The 18,643-nt window shown below is 72.9% G+C and carries 3 protein-coding genes; all 3 read right to left on the minus strand.

Annotation, left to right across the window (positions count from 1 at the left end; genetic code table 11):
* Window positions 1–10,955, minus strand: a 10,955-nt coding sequence (locus AB0H82_RS36115) for an amino acid adenylation domain-containing protein (RefSeq protein ID WP_362999779.1), incomplete at its 3' end; no start/stop codon positions are given.
* Between the two features lie 27 nt (window positions 10,956–10,982).
* Window positions 10,983–15,590, minus strand: a complete 4,608-nt coding sequence (locus tag AB0H82_RS36120; protein WP_362999780.1) for an amino acid adenylation domain-containing protein — start codon at window positions 15,588–15,590, stop codon at window positions 10,983–10,985.
* A partial coding sequence (locus tag AB0H82_RS36125) for an amino acid adenylation domain-containing protein (RefSeq protein WP_362999781.1) occupies window positions 15,587–18,643 on the minus strand: 3,057 nt, incomplete at its 5' end. The genes AB0H82_RS36125 and AB0H82_RS36120, both read right to left, overlap by 4 nt.

Consider the following 18,643-nt stretch of genomic DNA (forward strand, 5'->3'; position numbering starts at 1 on the left):
CCCGCGTCCACCGGCACGAACACACCACCCGCAAGCGACACCGCGAGCAGCGACACCACCAGCTCCGTCGACCGCTCACCCACCACGGCCACCCGGACCTCCGGGCCCACCCCCACACCCATCAGGTACCGGGCAAGACGGCTCACCCGGCCACCCACCTCGCCATAGCTGAGCCGCTGTTCACCCGACACCAGGGCCACCGCGCCCGGCGACGCCGCCACCTGCCGGCCGAACAGCTCCGGAAGCGGCGCCGGGGCCGCCGGCGTTCCTGTGGCGTTCCACCGGCGCAGGACCCGGTCGCGCACGTCGGTGTCGGCGACGTCCACCCGGCCGACGGGAACCGACGGATCCGTGACCAGCTGTTCAAGGACCCGCACCAGCGAGGCGACCATGCACTCGGCGCGGTCGCGGTCGCACACGTCCGGCCGGAAGACGAAGTCGCCCTGCATGCGGTCGCCCGGTGAGACGACGAAGGTCAGCGGGTAGTGGCCCATGTCCTGCGGCAGGCCCGCGGGACGGATGGCGAGGGCCCCGGAGGACGCGTCGCCCGCGGGCGGGTGGGGGTAGTTCTCGTAGACGACGAGGGTGTCGAAGTCCGCGCCGCGGCCTGCGAGTTGGCGGATCTCGGAGAGGCCCACGTGCTGATGGGCCATGAGGGCGACCTGGCGTTCCTGGAGTCCGGCCAGCATCTCGGCGGCGGGCTGCCGGGCGTCGAGGCGGACCCGCACCGGGAGGGTGTTGATGAAGAGGCCGATCGCCGATTCCGCGCCCGGCAGGTCGGGGGGCCGCCCCGCCACGGTGGCGCCGAACACCACGTCGGTGCGCCCGGCGAGGCGTGCGAGCAGCAGCGCCCACGCGCCCTGCACCAGCGTGTTCACCGTGAGCCCGCGGTCGCGGGCCAGTGCGGCGACGCCCCGCGAGAGCTCCTCGGGGAACGCGAAGCGCAACCGGTCGGGCACGACGGGCACCCGCACCGAGTCGGCGGGCACGACGAGCGTCGGCTCGTGCAGGCCCGCCAGTTCCGTGCGCCAGGCCTGCCGCGCCTTCTCCTTGTCCTGCCGGTCGAGCCATGCCAGGTACTCGCGGTAGGACGTCACGGCCGGCAGGTCCCGTTCGTCGCCGCCCGCCGCCAAGGCCTCGTAGGCGGCGGAGAGGTCGCCGATCAGGACAGGCAGGGACCAGCCGTCCATGATGATGTGGTGGCTGGTGATGACCAGGTGGTGACGGTTCTCGCCGAGGCGGATCAGGAGCAGCCGCATCAGCGGTGCCTTCGTGACATCGATCCGTTCCGCGCGTTCGCCCGCGGCAAGACGCTCGGTCTCGGCCTGCGCGTCACCCTGAGTCAGGCCCGTCAAGTCCGCCTCGCGCCAAGGCAGTTCTACGTCCCGCGCCACGGCCTGCGCGGCCTCGCCAGAGGCCAGACGATGGAAACTCGCGCGCAGCGTGGGATGCCGGCGCAGCAGGGCCCGCCAGGCGTCGCGCAGCCGGGCCGCGTCCAACGGACCGTCGAGCTCAAGAGCCCGCTGGCCTTCGTAGACGTCGGGGCCGTCCTCGTCGTAGGTGGCGTGGAACAGCATGCCTGCCTGCAGAGGCGACAGCGGCCATACGTCGGTCAGTCCCGGCACCGCGACAGTCAGGTCCTCCACATCGCCCTGCGTCAGGGCGGCGCCCATGAGGGGGAAGTCGGAGGGCGTGTGCCCGCCCGCGGCGGGGTCGGCGGTGGTGTGCGCGGCCAGCCCGTCCAGCATCGCCGCCCAGGTCCGGCCGAGCCGCTCGGCCTCCGCCTCCGGCACCAGTTCGCCCGCCCAGCTCAGCGTGAGCGTCAGCTCCGGTCCTTCCGGGGTGTCGCGCACCGCGGCCCCGGCGTCCACGGCATGTCGCAGGGGCATGTCGGGGGCGACGGTTCCGCCGATCGCGGTCTCGCCGAGCAACTGCCAGGCGTCGTCGGGAGCGGCCGTCGTCGCCGGTGTCCGCGCCGGGAAGCGGCCCATGTAGTTGAAGCAGATCTCGGGGGCGGGGCGGGCGCGGAGAAGGGGAGCCGTTTCCGGGTTGAGGTGGCGGAGGAGCTCGTAGCCGAGCCCGTCGCCCGGTATCGCGCGCAGGTGCTCCTTGACCGTCTTCAGCAGCGTCCCGGCTGCGCGCCCGCCCCCGAGGACCTGGTCCAGAGCGATACCGGTCGTCTCCGTCCGCACCGGGTGCCCGCTGGTGAACCAGCCCACCGTGCGCGACAGATCCACGTCGCCGACCGGCTCACGACCGTGCCCCTCGACGTCGATGAGGAGGCCGGACGCCGTCTCCGGCCGGCAGTGTGCGACGGCGGCCGTCAGGGCTGCCAGCAGGACGTCGTCGACGCCGCAGTGGAAGGCGGTCGCCGTACGGCTCAGCAGCACGTCGGCCTGTTCCGGCGGCACCACCCAGGTGCGGCGGCGCGCGGTCCGGGCGGTGTCGACGTCGGGGTCGACCGCCCTTTGTCCGATGGGCTGTTGGTCCTCGCCCAGCAGGGTCAGCCACTCCTCCAGCTCCGCGACCCGGCTCTCGTCGGTCGCCTGGGAGGCCAGCAGCTCCGCCCAGCGACGGAACGACGTGCCGACCGGGGCGAGCCGGGGCGTCCGCCCGTCGGCGGCCGCCTCGCACGCGGCCCGCAGGTCCGGGACCAGGACGCGCCAGGAGACGCCGTCCGTGACCAAGTGGTGGGCGACGAGTATCAGTTGCCCGTTCCGCTCGGGTCCGGCGTCGGCCCATATCGCCCGCAGCATCACACCCGCCGCCGGGTCGAGCCGCCCCGCTGCCGACCGGGCCAGTTCGCCCGGGTCCGGGCCGTCCGCACGGGTGTCCGACGCGTCCACACGGACGATCAGGCTCTCGGCGTCCGGCGATCCCGGCTCACCGACGATCAGCTTCGGCTCGCCAGGGACGGTGCGGGCCCGCAGCATGTCGTGCGTGTCGAGTACGGCGTTCAGGCCCGCCGCGAGGACGTCCGGGCGCAGCCCGGCCGGGGTGGCCAGCACCACCCACTGCGCGAACTCGGCGCTGGTGACGCGGTCGCCCAGTGCCCGCATGACCGGCGTCCAGGGCACCTCGCCCACGCCGACGTCGGCGGCCGCGACCTCGCGGGACGCCGTCTCCACGACGAGCGCCAGCCGTTCCGCCGTCTTCTCCTCGAACACCTGGCGGGGGGTGAGGACGAGGCCCGCCCGGCGGGCCCGGGAGGCCAGCTGCATGGAGCTGATCGAGTCACCGCCCAGCTCGAAGAACCCGTCCTCGACCCCGACGCGCTCCAGCCCCAGCACCTCGGCGAACAGCCCACACAGGACGCGCTCCACCTCCGTGCCCGGCTCACGCCCCGACACGCGCTCCGCGAAGTCCGGCGCGGGGAGAGCCGCCCGGTCCACCTTCCCGTTCACGGTCAACGGCAACGCGTCCAGAACCACGACCGCCACCGGCACCATGTACTCGGGCAGCACCCCCGCCACATACGCCCGCAACAGCTCCGGGTCGGCATCCCGCTGGCCGTGAGGCGCGACGTAACCGACAAGGCGCTTCTCGCCGGGACGGTCCTCGCGGCCGGGACGGTCCTCGCGGGCCACCACCGCCGCCTGGCCGACCGACTCGTGTCCGGCGAGTACCGCCTCGACCTCGCCCGGCTCCACCCGGAACCCACGCACCTTCACCTGCGCGTCGGCGCGCCCCACGAACAGCAGCTCGCCCTCGCCGGACCAGCGCACGAGGTCGCCGGTCCGGTACATCCGCCCGCCCCCGCCGAAGGGACACGCGACGAAGCGCTCCGCCGTCAGGCCGGGACGGTTCAGATAGCCCCGCGCGAGGCCGGGTCCCGCGACGTACAGCTCGCCTACGGTTCCCGGAGCGACCGGCTTCAGGAAGTCGTCGAGCGCGTAGGCACGGGTGTTGACCAAGGGGCGGCCGACCGGCACGGGCCCCTCCCCCACCGCCGGTCGCAAGGGTTCGCTCATCGCCGCGCAGACGGTCACCTCGGTCGGTCCGTACGCGTTGACCAGGCGCCGGTCCGACCAGCGTCGTGCCAGCCAGGAAGGGCACTCCTCGCCCGCGACCACCAGTGTCTCCACGGTGTCCGGCAGGGCGTCGACGGTCCCGAGGACCGACGGGGGCACGGTCATGTGGGTGACGCCGAACTCGGCGGCGGTCTCCTCCAGCCTGCCGTGCGGCGGCAGCCGTTCGCCGTCGACGACGACCAGTGCCGCGCCGGACAGCAGGGCCATGCACATTTCGGAGACGGCGGCGTCGAAGCTCCACGAGGCCAGTTGCAGGACGCGGGACTCCGGTCGTACGGCGAAGCGTTCGATCTGGCCGGTGGCCAGGTTGCCGATGCCGCCGTGCGTGACGACCACACCCTTGGGCGTGCCCGTCGAACCGGACGTGTAGATCACGTACGCGGGGTCCTCCACGCGGCATGCGGGCAGAGCCGGCCGGGCGGCGCCCCTGGTGGGCGCGGAGAGGGACACCGGGGTGTCCAGCACCCAGCGGGTGGCGCCCGCGGGGATCACCGGCTCTGTCGTGGACGTGCACACGACCAGGGCGGGGTCCGCGTCGGCGAGCACGTGCGCGATCCGCTCCGCCGGGTACGCGGGATCGACCGGTACGAACGCCGCCCCGGCCCGGGCCACGCCCAGCAGCACCGCGACCACGTCGGCGGAACGCTCCATGACCACGCCGACCAGGTGCCCCCGGCGTACGCCGCGCGTCACCAGCTCGTGGGCCACGCGGTCGGCCGCCCGGCCGAGTTCGGCGTACGTCCACCGGCGGTCGGCACTGATCACGGCCGGCGCGTCCGGGGAGCGGCGCACCTGCTCGTCGAAGAGCGCGCCCAATGTCCCTGTACGGACCGGGCCTGCCGTGTCGTTCCACCGCTCCACGACCGAGGTGCGCTCGGCCGTCTCCAGTACGTCGACGTCGCTCACCCGCAGCGCCGGGTCGGCCGCGAGCTGTTCGAGCACTCGCATGAGCTGCCGGCCGACCTGAAAGGCCCGCTGCCCGTTGAACACGTCCGGCCGGTACGTCACCCGGACCTCGATGCGGTCGTCCGGGACGACGCCGATGGCCAGCGGGTAGTGGGTGCCCGCTTGGCTGCTGAGCTGGGTGAGGGTGACGGGTGCGGGGGCAGTGTCGGTAGCGATGTCCGTGTCGGCAGTGGTGGCCGTGTCGACAGTGGTGGCCGTGTCGGAGGTGGTGTCGGTGAGCCGCGTGGTGTTCCGCGGGTAGTTCTCGACCATCAGCATCGTGTCGAAGAGCGCGCCGGGCCCGCCGAGCGCCTGGATCTCGGCAAGACCTGTGTGCTGGTGCGGGAGCAACGCGGCTTGGCGCTCCTGCAGCCCGGTGAGCATCTCCGCCACGGTCTGCGCGCCGTCGAGGCGTACGCGTACCGGAAGCGTGTTGATGAACAGACCGATCATCGACTCGATGCCGGGGATCTCCGGCGGCCGCCCCGCCACCGCCGTACCGAACACGACGTCCGTACGCCGGGCGAGGCGGGCCAGGACCAGCGCCCACGCGCCCTGCACGACGGTATTGACGGTCAGCCCTCGGGAACGGGCCCATTCGGTGACGGCCCGCGTCGCCTCCGTGGACAGCCGCACCGAGCGTTCCTCGGACAGGACGAGGCCGCCGCCGAGGTCCGCGGGTGCCACGAGCGTCGGCGCGTCGGCGCCGGCGAGCTCGGCCCGCCAGGCGGCCCGCGCGGCTTCCTTGTCCTGGCTGCCCAGCCAGGAGAGGTAGTCGCCGTAGGAGGCCGACCGGGGCGGGGGCGGGGCGGTGGTGCCGGAGCTGATCGCGGTGCCGGAGGCGCTCGTGGTGCTGGCGGCGCTCGCGGTGGCCGCCGCGTAGGTCGCCGAGACCTTGTTGAGCATGACCGGTGTCGACCATCCGTCGGCGACGATGTGGTGGCTGGTGACGACGAGCCGGTGCTGGTCCGCGCCGAGGCGGATCAGCAGCAGGCGCAGCAGTGGCGCGACCGTCAGGTCCAGCCGTTCCGCCGCCTCGTTCTCGACGAGTCGGTCCGCTTCGGCGAGGGCGTCACTGCGGGATAGCCCTGTCAAGTCGACGTACCGCCAGGGAAGTTCGACGCTTCGGGCCACGGCCTGCACGGCCTCGCCCGAAGCGAGACGGTGGAAGCCGGCGCGCAGCGCGTCGTGCCGGGCGACCAGCGATTCCCAGGCCGCCCGCAGCCGCTCGGCGTCCAACGGGCCGTCGACGGCGAGCACACGCTGACTCTGGTAGGCGTCGGGGCCTTCACGGTCGTACGTGGCGTGGAACAGCATGCCTTCCTGCAACGGCGACAAGGGCCATACGTCGGCCAGGCCCGGCACCGCCGCCTCCACCCTGTCGACGTCGGCCTGCGTCAGGGCTCCGCCGAGGAGAGGGAAGTCGGAGGGTGTGTGTCCGCCCGCCGTGGGGTCGGCGGTGGTGTGCGCGGCCAGTCCGGCCAGCATCGCCACCCAGGTACGGCCGAACCGCTCGGCCTCGTCCTGCGTCAGCACTCCGCCCGGCCAGCTGAGGCGGATCTCCAGTTCGGGCCCGTGCGCCGTCTCGCGTACGGTCGCGTTCGCCTCCAGGGCGTGCGGCAGGGGCAGGTCCGGGGCAACGGTGCCGCCGATGGGGGTCGCACCCGTCAACTGCCAGGCCTGGGGCGCCGCTTGCGACTCCGGTGACACGCCACCGGTGAAGCGGCCCATGTAGTTGAAGCCGATCTCGGGGGCGGGGCGGGCGCGGAGAAGGGGGGCCGTTTCCGGGTTGAGGTGGCGGAGCAGTTCGTAGCCGAGTCCGTCGCCGCCCGGTATCGCGCGCCGCTGTTCCTTAACCGTCTTTAGCAGCGCCCCGGCCGCGGGGCCGCCCGCCATGACCTGGGCCAGGTCGATCCCGCTCGGGTCCGTCCGCACCGGGTGCGCGCTGGTGAACCAGCCCACTGTGCGCGACAGATCCACGTCGTCGACCGGCTCACGACCGTGCCCCTCGACGTCGATGAGGAGGCCGGACGCCGTCTCCGGCCTGCAGTGTGCGACGGCGCCCGTCAGGGCCGCCAGCAGGACGTCGTCGACACCGCAGTGGAAGGCGGCAGGTGCCGGGCCGAGCAAGGCCTCGGCCTGCTCCGGCGGCACCACCCAGGTGTGCTGGTGCAGGGTGCGGGCGGTGTCGACATCAGGATCGACCGCCCGTTGTCCGATGGGCTGTTGGTCCTCGCCCAGCAGGACCAGCCAATCCTCCAGCTCCGCGATCCGGCTCTCGTCGGCCGCCTGCTCGGTCAACAGTTCCGCCCAGCGGCGGAACGACGTGCCGACCGGGTCCAGCTTCGGCGCGCGCCCCTCGGCCACCGCCTCACACGCGGCCCGCAGGTCCGGTACCAGCACCCGCCAGGAGACACCGTCCACCACCAAGTGATGGGCTACGAGGACGAGTTGACCGGCACGCTCGGGTCCCGCGTCCACCCACACGGCCCGCACCATCACCCCGGACGCCGGATCCAGCCGCCCCGCCGCCTCCTGCGCGGCTCGCGCCGCGATCTCCTCCAACGCGTCCGGGGCAGCCCCCGCCGCGTCGACACGAGAGACCAGAGACGCGGCATCGACCGACCCCGGCTCGCCCACGATCAGCTTCGCCTCGCCGGGAACGGACCGCGCCCGCAGCATGTCGTGCGTATCGAGGACGGCGGCAAGGCCTCCCGAGAGAACGTCCAGGCCCAGTCCGGCCGGGGCCCCCAGCACCACCCACTGCGCGAACCCCGGCCGAGCGGCCCGCTCACCCAGCGCCCGCATGACCGGCGTCCACGGAACCGGACCGGTACCGACGTCGGCGGTCCGCGCCTCACGGCCGCCCACCGTCCCCACGACGAGCGTCAGCCGTTCCGGGCTCTTCTCCGTGAAGACTTGGCGGGGGGTGATGACGAGTCCGGCGCGGCGGGCCCGGGAGGCCAGCTGCATGGAGCTGATCGAGTCACCGCCCAGTTCGAAGAAGCCGTCCTCGACGCCGACCCGCTCCAGCCCCAGCACCTCGGCGAACAGATCACACAGAACCCGCTCCGCCTCCGTGCCCGGCGCACGCCCCGACACGCGCTCCGCGAAGTCCGGCGCAGGCAGCGACGCCCGGTCCACCTTCCCGTTCACCGTCAACGGCAACGCATCCAGAACCACCACCGCCACCGGCACCATGTACTCCGGCAGCACCCCCGCCACATACGCACGCAACAGCTCCGGGTCGGCATCCCGCTGGCCATCGGGCACGACGTAACCGACGAGGCGCTTCTCGCCGCCCGGGGTGTCCCGGCGGGCCACGACCACCGCCTGGCCCACGGCCTCGTGTCCCGCAAGGGCCGACTCGACTTCCCCCAGCTCCACCCGGAACCCACGGATCTTGACCTGCTCGTCCGCGCGCCCCACGAACAGCAGCTCGCCGTCAGCCGACCACCGGACGAGGTCGCCGGTCCGATACATCCGCCCGCCCCCGCCGAAGGGACACGCCACGAAGCGCTCCGCCGTCAGGCCGGACCGGTTCAGGTAGCCGCGTGCCAGGCCGGACCCGGCGATGTAGAGCTCGCCCGTGACGCCGGGCGGGACCGGGCGCAGGAAGGCGTCCAGCACGTATGTGTGGCGATTGGTGAGCGGTCGACCGATGGGCAGGGCCGGGCGGTCGGGCGCGCCGACCGGCAGCGCATGCCAGGTCGCGCAGAGAGTGATCTCGGTCGGGCCGTACAGGTGCCGGACCGCCACGCCCGGGCATGCCTCCCGCACCCGCGCCACCGCACCGACCGGCACGACATCGCCGCCCGTCAGCACTTCCTCCAACCCGGCGAAACACTCCGGGGACTCCTCCGCAAGCACCCGGAACATCCCCGCCGTCACATGCACCACCGACACACCATCAGCAATCGCGGCACGAATCCGAGCCGCATCCACCACACCCGGCTCCGCTATTACGACGCGGCCACCCACCGCCAGCGGCACCCACACCTCGAACAGCGACACATCAAAGGCATGCGGCGCATGCATCAACACCGCACCACCGGGACGTACTGGCCAGCCCGGATCCCCCACCAGCCCCGCCACACTCCCGTGCGGAACCGCCACACCCTTCGGCACCCCGGAGGAGCCCGACGTATACATCACATACGCCACGTCCCCCGCGCCCACTGACACTGCCGGACCATCGGCATGGCACCCCGTGACAGCCGCACGAACCCCCGGATCATCCAGCACCACGAGCCGCTCACCCACACCCGCAGGGATCACATCCCGATACGCCTCCGTACACACCACCGCTACCGGCGCCGAATCCCCCAACAGGAACCCCACCCGCTCCGCCGGATACTCCACATCCACCGGCACATACGCCGCCCCGGCACGCCACACCCCCAACAACGCAACAACCAGATCAACCGACCGCTCCATCACCACCGCTACACGATCACCACGCCCCACACCCACGCTCATCAAGTACGACGCCAGGTGACCCGCCGCCGCATCCAACTCCCGGTAGGTCATCGGTCGTTCACCGTCGACGACCGCTACCGCGCCCGGTGCCCGTTCCATCTGCCGGGCGATCAGCTCGGGGACCGTCCCCGCCGGAGCCGGCCGTCGTGTCGCGTTCCACCCCTCCACCACCAGCGAGCGCTCCGCCGTGCCCGCCACGTCGACGCGTCCCACCGGCAGCGACGGATCGGCCACCAGTTGTTCGAGGACCCGTGTGAGCCGGTCGACGACCGACTGGGCGGCGGCACGGTCGAACAGGTCGGGGCGGTAGTCGAGCTTGAAGCCCATCCGGTCGGTCTCGGGTGCCACGACCAGCGTGAGCGGGTAGTGCGCCGCCTCCTCGCCGCCGAGGAACCGGATGGCGAAGGTGCCGGGGGCGGGCTCCTCCTCCGGGGGGCGCGGGTAGTTCTCGTACACGACGATCGTGTCGAATACCGCTCCGGGGCCCGCGAGCTTCTGGATCTCGGGCAGCCCGAGGTGTTGATGGGCCATGAGGCCGGCCTGTCGTTCCTGGAGGGTGGTGAGCAGCTCCGCGACGGGCTGCGCGCCGTCGAGACGTACGCGTACCGGGAGCGTGTTGATGAAGAGGCCGATCATCGATTCCACGCCGGGCAGTTCGGCCGGGCGGCCGGCCGCCGTGGCGCCGAAGACGATGTCGGTACGTCCGGCGAGGCGGGCAAGGACCAGCGCCCACGCGCCCTGGATGACGGTGTTCACCGTGACTCCGACGGCACGGGCGGCCTGGGCGAGGCCCCGTGTCAGCTCCTCGGAGACGTGGGTGATGAGACTTTCGGGGGTCACGGGCGTCCGGCCCGGGTCCGCCGGTGCCACCAGCGTCGGCTCGTCGGCCCCGGCCAGTTCCGCGCGCCAGGCGGCCCGCGCGGCACCCTTGTCCTGCCGGTTCAGCCAGGCCAGGTACTCGCGGTAGGACGTCGTGCGGGGCAGGCCGCGGGTGTGGCCGCCCGCCGCGTACACGGCGGGCAGTTCGTTGAAGAGCACCGCCATGGACCAGCCGTCCATGACGACGTGGTGGCTGGTGACGACAAGGCGGTGCCGTTCCTCGCCGAGGCGGACCAGGAGGAGCCGCAGCAGCGGGGCGTTCGCCGGGTCGAAGCGTTGCGTCCGCTCCCGGGCCGCCAGCCGCCCGGTCTCGGCGAGGGCCGCGTCCTCCGTAAGGCCGGACGCGTCCACCAAGTTCCACGGCAGTACGGCCTCGCGCGCGATGACCTGCACCGCCTCCCCCGACTTGCGGCCCCGGAAGCTCGCCCGCAGCGCGCCGTGCCTGGCCAGCAGCGCCTGCCACGAGCTGCGCAGCCGTTCCACGTCCAGAGGTCCGACCAGCTCCAGCATGCGCTGCCCCTGGTAGACGTCCGGTCCCTGGTCGTCGAAGGCGGCATGGAACAGCAGCCCTTCCTGCAACGGCGACAGCGGCCAGACATCCTCGACAAGGGATCGGGTCATCGTCTCTGTCTCCAGGGTGAGTTGGTGTCAGTGGTCTTCGAACTCGTCGACCTCGTCCTGCGCGAGGTCGAGGAGAGGGAAGTCGGAGGGCGTATGGCCGCCCGCGGCGGGTGCGTCGGTGTGGTCGGCGAGGCCGCCCAGCATCTCCACCCAGGTACAGCCGATGCGCTCGGCCTCTTCGTCCGTCACGAGGTGGCCGGGCCAGCTCAGGGTGACCGTCAGCTCCGGCCCACCCGTCGTGTCCCGGACCATCGCGCCCGCCTCCAGCAGGTGCTGAAGGGGCATGTCCGGATCGGTCGAGCCGCCGATGGCGCTCTCGCCGGTCAACTGCCATGCCCCGGCGTTCCTTTGGTCTGCGTCGGCCGTGAAGCGGCCCATGTAGTTGAAGCCGATCTCGGGGGCGGGCCGGGTGCGCAGCACCGGGCCGGTCTCCGGGTTGAGATGGCGCAGCAGCTCATGGCCGAGGCCGTCGCCCGGTATCGCGCGCAGCTGCTCCTTGACCGTCTTCAGCAGCGCGCCGGCCGCGGGCCCGCCCGCCTTGACCTGGACGAGGTCGATACCTGTCGTGTCCACCCTGGCGGGGTGGGTGCTGGCGAACCAGCCGACCGTGCGCGACAGGTCGACTTCCCCGATCGGCTCACGACCGTGCCCCTCGATGTCCATCAGCAGGCCGGATGCCGCAGCCTCCGGCTCGCAGTGCGCGACGGCGGCCGTCAGGGCCGCCAGCAGGATGTCGTCGACGCCGCAGTGGAATGCGGTCGTCGTGCCGCCCAGCAATGTCGCGGCCCGCGCCGACGGCACGGGCCACGCCTTGTGGTGCAGCGTGCCCACGGTGTCGATGTACGAGTCCAACCCCCGGCGTGCCAGCGCGGGTTGGGCGCCCCCGAGCAGCGTCAGCCAGGAGCCGAGCTCCGCGATCCGGGCCTCATTGGTCGCTTCCGTCGCCAGCAGTTGCGCCCAGCGGCGGAACGACGTACCGACCGGGTCGAGCTTCGGCGCGCGCCCCTCGGCCACCGCCTCACACGCGGCCCGCAGATCCGGCACCAGCACCCGCCAGGACACACCGTCCACCACCAAGTGATGTGCTACGAGGACGAGTTGACCGGCACACTCGGGCCCCGCGTCCACCCACACGGCTCGCACCATCACCCCGGACGCCGGGTCCAGCCGCCCCGCCGCCTCCTGCGCGGCTCGCGCCGCGATCTCCTCCAACGCGTCCGGGGCAGCCCCCGCCGCGTCGACACGAGAGACCAGAGATCCGGCATCGACCGACCCCGGCTCGCCCACGATCAGCTTCGCCTCACCGGGGACCGACCGGGCCCGCAGCATGTCGTGCGTATCGAGGACGGCGGCAAGGCCTCCCGAGAGAACGTCCAGGCCCAGTCCGGCCGGGGCCCCCAGCACCACCCACTGCGCGAACCCCGGCCGGGCGGCCCGCTCACCCAGCGCCCGCATGACCGGCGTCCAGGGCACCTCGCCCACGCCGACATCGGCCGTGGGGCGCGCCTCGCCGGACGTCTGCACCACAGCCGCCAGCCGTTCCGGAGTCTTCTCCTCGAATACCTGGCGGGGGGTGATGACGAGCCCGGCGCGGCGGGCCCGGGAGGCCACCTGCATGGAGCTGATCGAGTCACCGCCCAGCTCGAAGAACCCGTCCTCGACGCCGACCCGCTCCAGCCCCAGCACCTCGGCGAACAGATCACACAGAACCCGCTCCACCTCCGTACCCGGCGCACGCCCCGACACCCGCTCCGCGAAATCCGGCGCAGGCAGCGACGCCCGGTCCACCTTCCCGTTCACCGTCAACGGCAACGCATCCAGAACCACCACCGCCACCGGCACCATGTACTCCGGCAGCACCCCCGCCACATACGCCCGCAACAGCTTCGGATCCACATCTTGCCGACCATCGAGTACGACGTAACCGACAAGGCGCTTCTCGCCGGGACGGTCCTCGCGGGCCACCACCACCGCCTGCCGTACGTCGGGGTGCGCCGCGAGCGCCGCCTCCACCTCGCCGGGCTCGACGCGGAATCCGCGGACCTTCACCTGCGCGTCCGCCCGGCCGGCGAAGGCCAGCTGTCCGTCGGCCGTCCAGCGGGCCAGGTCACCGGTCCGGTACATCCGGCCGCTGCCCTCACCACCGAACGGGCACGCCACGAAACGTTCCGCTGTCAGAGCGGGGCGGCCCACATAGCCCCGGGCCACGCCCGGCCCTGCGACGTACAACTCGCCCGTCGCGCCCACCGGGGCCGGGCGCAGGAAGGCGTCAAGGACGTACGTCCGTACGTTCGCGAGCGGGCGGCCGATCGGGGGCGGTGCGTCGGACGGGCCGGTCGTGGCGTCGACCGGTCCTGCGGTGGACATGACGGTGGCTTCGGTGGGGCCGTAGGTGTTCCACACGCGCGCCTGCCCGGCCCAGCGGCTCGCCAGTTCGCCGGTCAGCAGCTCGGCGCCGAGGACCCAGTCGCGTACGCCTCGCACCGCCGACGGGTCCAGCACACCCAGGAGCGAGGGCACGACGCTGGCCGTGCTCACCCCGGCCGACTCGATCATCTCCGCCAGCGCCGAAGGCTCCGCACGCTCCTCCGACGAAGCGACCGCCAACGTGCCACCGCCGGACAACGTCACCGCCACATCCAGCACCGCCGCGTCGAAACTGAACGACGCGAACTGCAGGACACACGTCCCCTCATCCACACCCAGCACCGGACGCATCGCCGCCGCGAGATTCGCCACGCCACCATGCGCCACCCCCACACCCTTGGGGCGCCCCGTCGAACCCGACGTGTAGATGACATAGGCCAGTTGGTCCGGCGCCACGCGCAGGTCCAAGGGAGCTGTGACCTCCGTGGTCAGTATCCGCGCGATCTCCGGATCGTCCAGCCGCACCGCCTGCGCCCCGCCGACCGACACCTCCGCCAGGCTCTCGGCGACGCCCAGCACAACAGCCGCACCACTGTCGGCCACCATGAACGACAACCGGTCCACCGGATACTCCGGGTCCAGCGGGACGAAAGCGCCCCCCGCCTTCCACACCGCAAGCTCCGCCACCACCATGTCGACGCCACGCGGCAGACACAGACCCACCCGCGACTCCGGACCCACCCCGAGCCCGACCAGATACCGCGCAAGACGATTCGCCCGCGCCTCCAACTCCCCGTACGACAAGACATCCGCACCACACCGCACCGCCACCACATCCGGCATGCGCACCGCGTGAGCGGCGAATTGGTCCGGCACCAACGTGTCCGGGAGCGCGGCCGCCGTGTCGTTCCAGCGGTGCACGACCAGGTCGCGCTCCGGTGTGCCCAGTACGTCGATGCGGGCCACCGGTGTCGTGGGGGCGGCGACGATCTGCTGGAGGACCCGGATGAGCCGTCGGCCCATTTCGGCGGCGTCCTCCTGGGCGATCAGGTCCGGCCGGGACGTCACGCGGAGGTGGAGGCGGTCGGTCGTGAGGATGCCGAGTGTCACCGGGTAGTTGGTCGCCTGGTGGCCCGCGGAGGCGGTGAAGGCGGGCACGTCGGCGGTCGTCGGGCGGGCGGGTGGCGCGGGGTAGTTCTCGTAGACCATGAGGGTGTCGAAGACCGCGCCGGGGCCCGCGAGCCGTTGGATCTCGGCGAGGCCCAGGTGCTGGTGGGCGATCAGACCGGACTGGCGTTCCTGCAGGCGGGCCAGCATGTCGGCGACGGGCTGCGTGCCGTCGAGGCGTACGCGGACCGGCAGCGTGTTGATGAGCAGGCCGATCATCGACTCCGCGCCCGGCAGTTCGGCCGGGCGGCCCGCGACGGTCGCGCCGAAGACGACGTCCGTGCGGCCGGCGAGACGGGCGAGTACGAGCGCCCACGCGCCCTGTACCAGCGTGTTCACCGTGAGTCCGTGGGAGCGGCCCGCCTCCGTCAGCGCCCGCGTCTCCTCTTCGGAGAGCCGGAGGGAGGTCTCTTCCGGGAGCACGAGGGCGCCGCTCGGGTCCGCCGGTGCCACGAGCGTCGGCTCGTCGGCCCCGGCGAGCTCGGCCCGCCAGGCGTCGCGCGCGGCCTCCTTGTCCTGGCGTCCCAGCCACGCCAGGTAGTCACCGTAGGAGGCCGCGCGCCCGAGTACGGACGGGTCGCCGCCCGCCTCGTACACCTGGGAGAGCTCGTTCAGGAGGACCGGCATCGACCAGCCGTCCATCAGGAGGTGATGGGACGTCACGACGAGGCGGTGCCGTCGCTCGCCGAGCCGTACGAGGAGGAGGCGGAGCAGCGGGGGCACTGTCAGGTCGAGGCGCTGGGCGCGTTCCTGTGCGGCCAGCTTCTCCGCCTGGTCGGTCATGTCGGGTTCGGCGAGGCCCGAGAGGTCGACGTCGCGCCAGGGCAGGGCCACCGTCCGGGTGATGAGCTGCACGGCCTCGCCGGACTTCCTGCGGTGGAAGCTGGCCCGCAGTGCCGCGTGCCGGCCGAGCAGCGCCTCCCACGAGGCGCGCAGGCGGCCGGCGTCCAACGGCCCCGTCACGTCCAGCAGGAACTGGACGGCGTAGACGTCGGGGCCCCGGTCGTCGAAGTCCGCGTGGAACAGCATCCCTTCCTGCAGCGGGGACAGCGGCCACACTGCGGCCAGGGCCGAGCCGTGGGCGGCGGTTGGAGACTTCACCGGGACAGACCTCCTTCGAGGTTCGCTGCTATCGCTTGGAACTGGTCGACCTCGTCCTGCTCCAGGCGGAGGAGGTGGAAGTCGGACGGGGTGTGACCGCCCGCGGTGGGGTCGTCGGTGTGCGCGGCCAGGCCGGTCAGCATGCGCACCCAGGTCCGGCCGAGGCGTTCCGCGTCGGCCTCGGACAGGAGCCGGCCCGGCCAGCTGAGCGTGACGGTGAGTTCGGGGCCTTCCGGTGTGTCCCGGACGGCCGCGATTCCTTCCAGGGCGTGTGGTGCGGGGGTGTCCGAGCCGTCCGTGCCGCCGGCTGCCGCGGATCCTGCCTGCTGCCAGGCTCCGACGTGCCCGGCCTTCTCGGCCCCGGGCTGCCCGGTCCCAGCCTTCCCGATCCCGGCCTGAGTCGCAGCGTCCTCCTGCGCCTCAGCCCCCGCTCCCCCACCCGCTCCCGCTCCCGCCCCCGCGGCGAACCGGCCGAGGTAGTTGAAGCCGATCTCTGCCGTCGGGGCGGCTTCGAGAACCGGAGCCGTCCGGGAGTTGAGGTGCCGCAGCAGGCCGTAGCCGAGTCCGTCGCCGGGGGCCGCCCTCACCTGCTCCTTGACGGCCTTCACCAACGTACCGGCAGCCCGGCCGCCCGCCATAGCGTCGTCCAGGTCGGCGCCGGTCACGTCGAGCCGCACCGGGTGCGCGCTCGTGAACCAGCCCACCGTCCGCAGCAGGTCGGTGCCGTCCAGGGGTTCCCGTCCGTGCCGTTCGATGTCGAGCAGCAGCCCGGCCGCCCGGTCGGGGCGCCAGTGCGCCACCGCGCCCGCCAGGGCGGCGAGGAGCACCTCGTGCAGTCCGCAGTGGAAGGCGGCGGGTGTCCGGCTCACCAGGGTCTCCACCTGTTCGCAGGGGACGGTCCACGACCGGCGGCGCAAGGTCCGCGCGGTGTCGATGGCCGGGTCCAACGCACGGTGGGTCAAGGGTGGTTGGTGGCCGCCCAGCAGGTTCAGCCAGTCCGGCAGCTCGGCGACGCGCCGCTCGTTCGTCGCCTCCTGCGCCAGCAGTTCCGACCAGCGCCGGAACGACGTCCCCACCGGGTCGAGCCGCGGGGTCCGCCCCGCGGCCACGGCCTCGCACGCGGCCCGCAGGTCCGGGATCAGCACGCGCCAGGACACGCCGTCGACCACGAGGTGGTGGGCCACCAGGACCACGCGTCCCGTGCGGCCGGGGCCCGCGTCGATCCACACGGCCCGCACCATCTGTCCGGCTGCCGGATCGATCCGCCGCGCCGCCTCCCGCGCCGCCCTGCCCGCGGTCACGTCCAGCGCTTCGGCGGCGGCGTTCGTCAGTACCTCTGCGCCGGTGGCGTTCCCCGGTCCCGTCGAGGTGGTGTTCCCGGGCCGCGTCGAGGCGGTCGTCGCGTCGACGCGCGCCACCAGCTCCATCGCGTCGACCGAGCCCGGCTCGCCGACGATCAGTTTGGGCTCGCCGGGCACGGTGCGGGCCCGCAGCATGTCGTGCGTGTCGAGGAGCGCGGCGAGGCCCGCCGTGAGGACGTCGAGGCCCAGACCGGCCGGCGCGCCCACCGTCATCCACTGGGTGAACCCGGGGCCCGCGACCTTCTCACCGAAGGCCCGCATCACCGGTGTCCACGGCACCTCGCCGACGCCGGTGTCGTCCGCCGCGGCCTCGTCTCCGGCGGGCTCCGCCACCTCCGCGAGGCGTTCGGGTGTCTTCTCCTCGAAGACCTGCCGCGGCGTCACGACGAGACCTGCCCTGCGGGCCCGCGACACCAGCTGCATCGAGCTGATCGAGTCACCGCCCAGCTCGAAGAAGCTGTCCTCGGCGCCCACCCGGTCGAGTCCCAGCATGTCGGCGAAGAGGTCGCACAGGATCCGCTCGGCCGCCGTCCGCGGCTCCCGGCTCGTGGCGCGCCCCGCGAAGTCGGGGGCGGGCAGCGCGGCCCGGTCGACCTTGCCGTGGGCGGTGCGTGGCAGGGCGTCCAGGACCAGTACCGCCGCCGGCACCATGTACTCCGGCAGCACACCGGCGACGTACTCGCGGACCGTCCCGCCGTCGACCGTCCGGCCGTCCGCGGCCACATAGCCGATGAGGCGGCGCTCACCGGGCCGGTCCTCCCTGATCGTCACCGCGGCGTGGCGCACGCCGGGGCAGGCCGCGAGGGCCGCCTCGATCTCGCCGGGTTCGACGCGGTGCCCGCGGATCTTGAGCTGGTCGTCGGCGCGGCCCGCGAAGACGAGGCGGCCGTCGTGGGTCCAGCGGACCACGTCGCCGGTGCGGTACATCCGCCGGCCGGGTGCGAAGGGTTCCGGTGCGAAGGGGTTCGCGACGAAGCGCTGGGCGGAGAGTCCCGGTCGTCCGAGGTAGCCGCGGGCGAGTCCGGCACCGGCGATGTACAGCTCCCCGGGCACGCCCACCGGGACCGGGCGCAGGGAGGCGTCCAGTACGTACGCCTGGGTGTTGGTGACCGGGGCGCCGATCGGGGGCGGGCCTTCGCCGTCGGGGGCGCCGTGCCGGATCAGGCCGGCCGTGGAGATGATCGTCGACTCGGTGACCCCGTACTGGTTGTACATGGCGCGGCCCTTCGACCACCGCCGTCGCACCTCCGCGGGCATGGCCTCGCCGCCCGTGATCAGCAGGCGGAGGTCCGGCAGTTCCTCCGGGGGCATCTGCGAGAGGAAGGTGGGCGGGATCGCGGCGTGGGTGATGCGCCGGGTGCGCACCAGACGGGCCAGTTCCTCGCCGGAGATGTCGAGGCGGGTCGGGGCGAGCACGAGTCGGCCGCCCGCGCACAGGGTGGGCCAGATGTCCGCGAGCGAGACGTCGAAGCTGGGTGAGACCAGTTGCAGCACGCGGCTGTCCGGGTCGATCGCGTACCGCCGTACGTTCTCCGCGACGAGATTCCGCAGCCCGTGGTGCGACACGGCGACGCCTTTGGGTGTGCCGGTGGAGCCGGAGGTGTAGATGACGTACGCGGCGTGGGCGGCCGTCAGCGGCACCGACCGCTCCGCGTCCCGCACCGGACCGGCCGGAAGCCGCCCGATATCGCG

The organism is Streptomyces sp. NPDC050732, assembly GCF_040654255.1.
GTDB lineage: Bacteria > Actinomycetota > Actinomycetes > Streptomycetales > Streptomycetaceae > Streptomyces.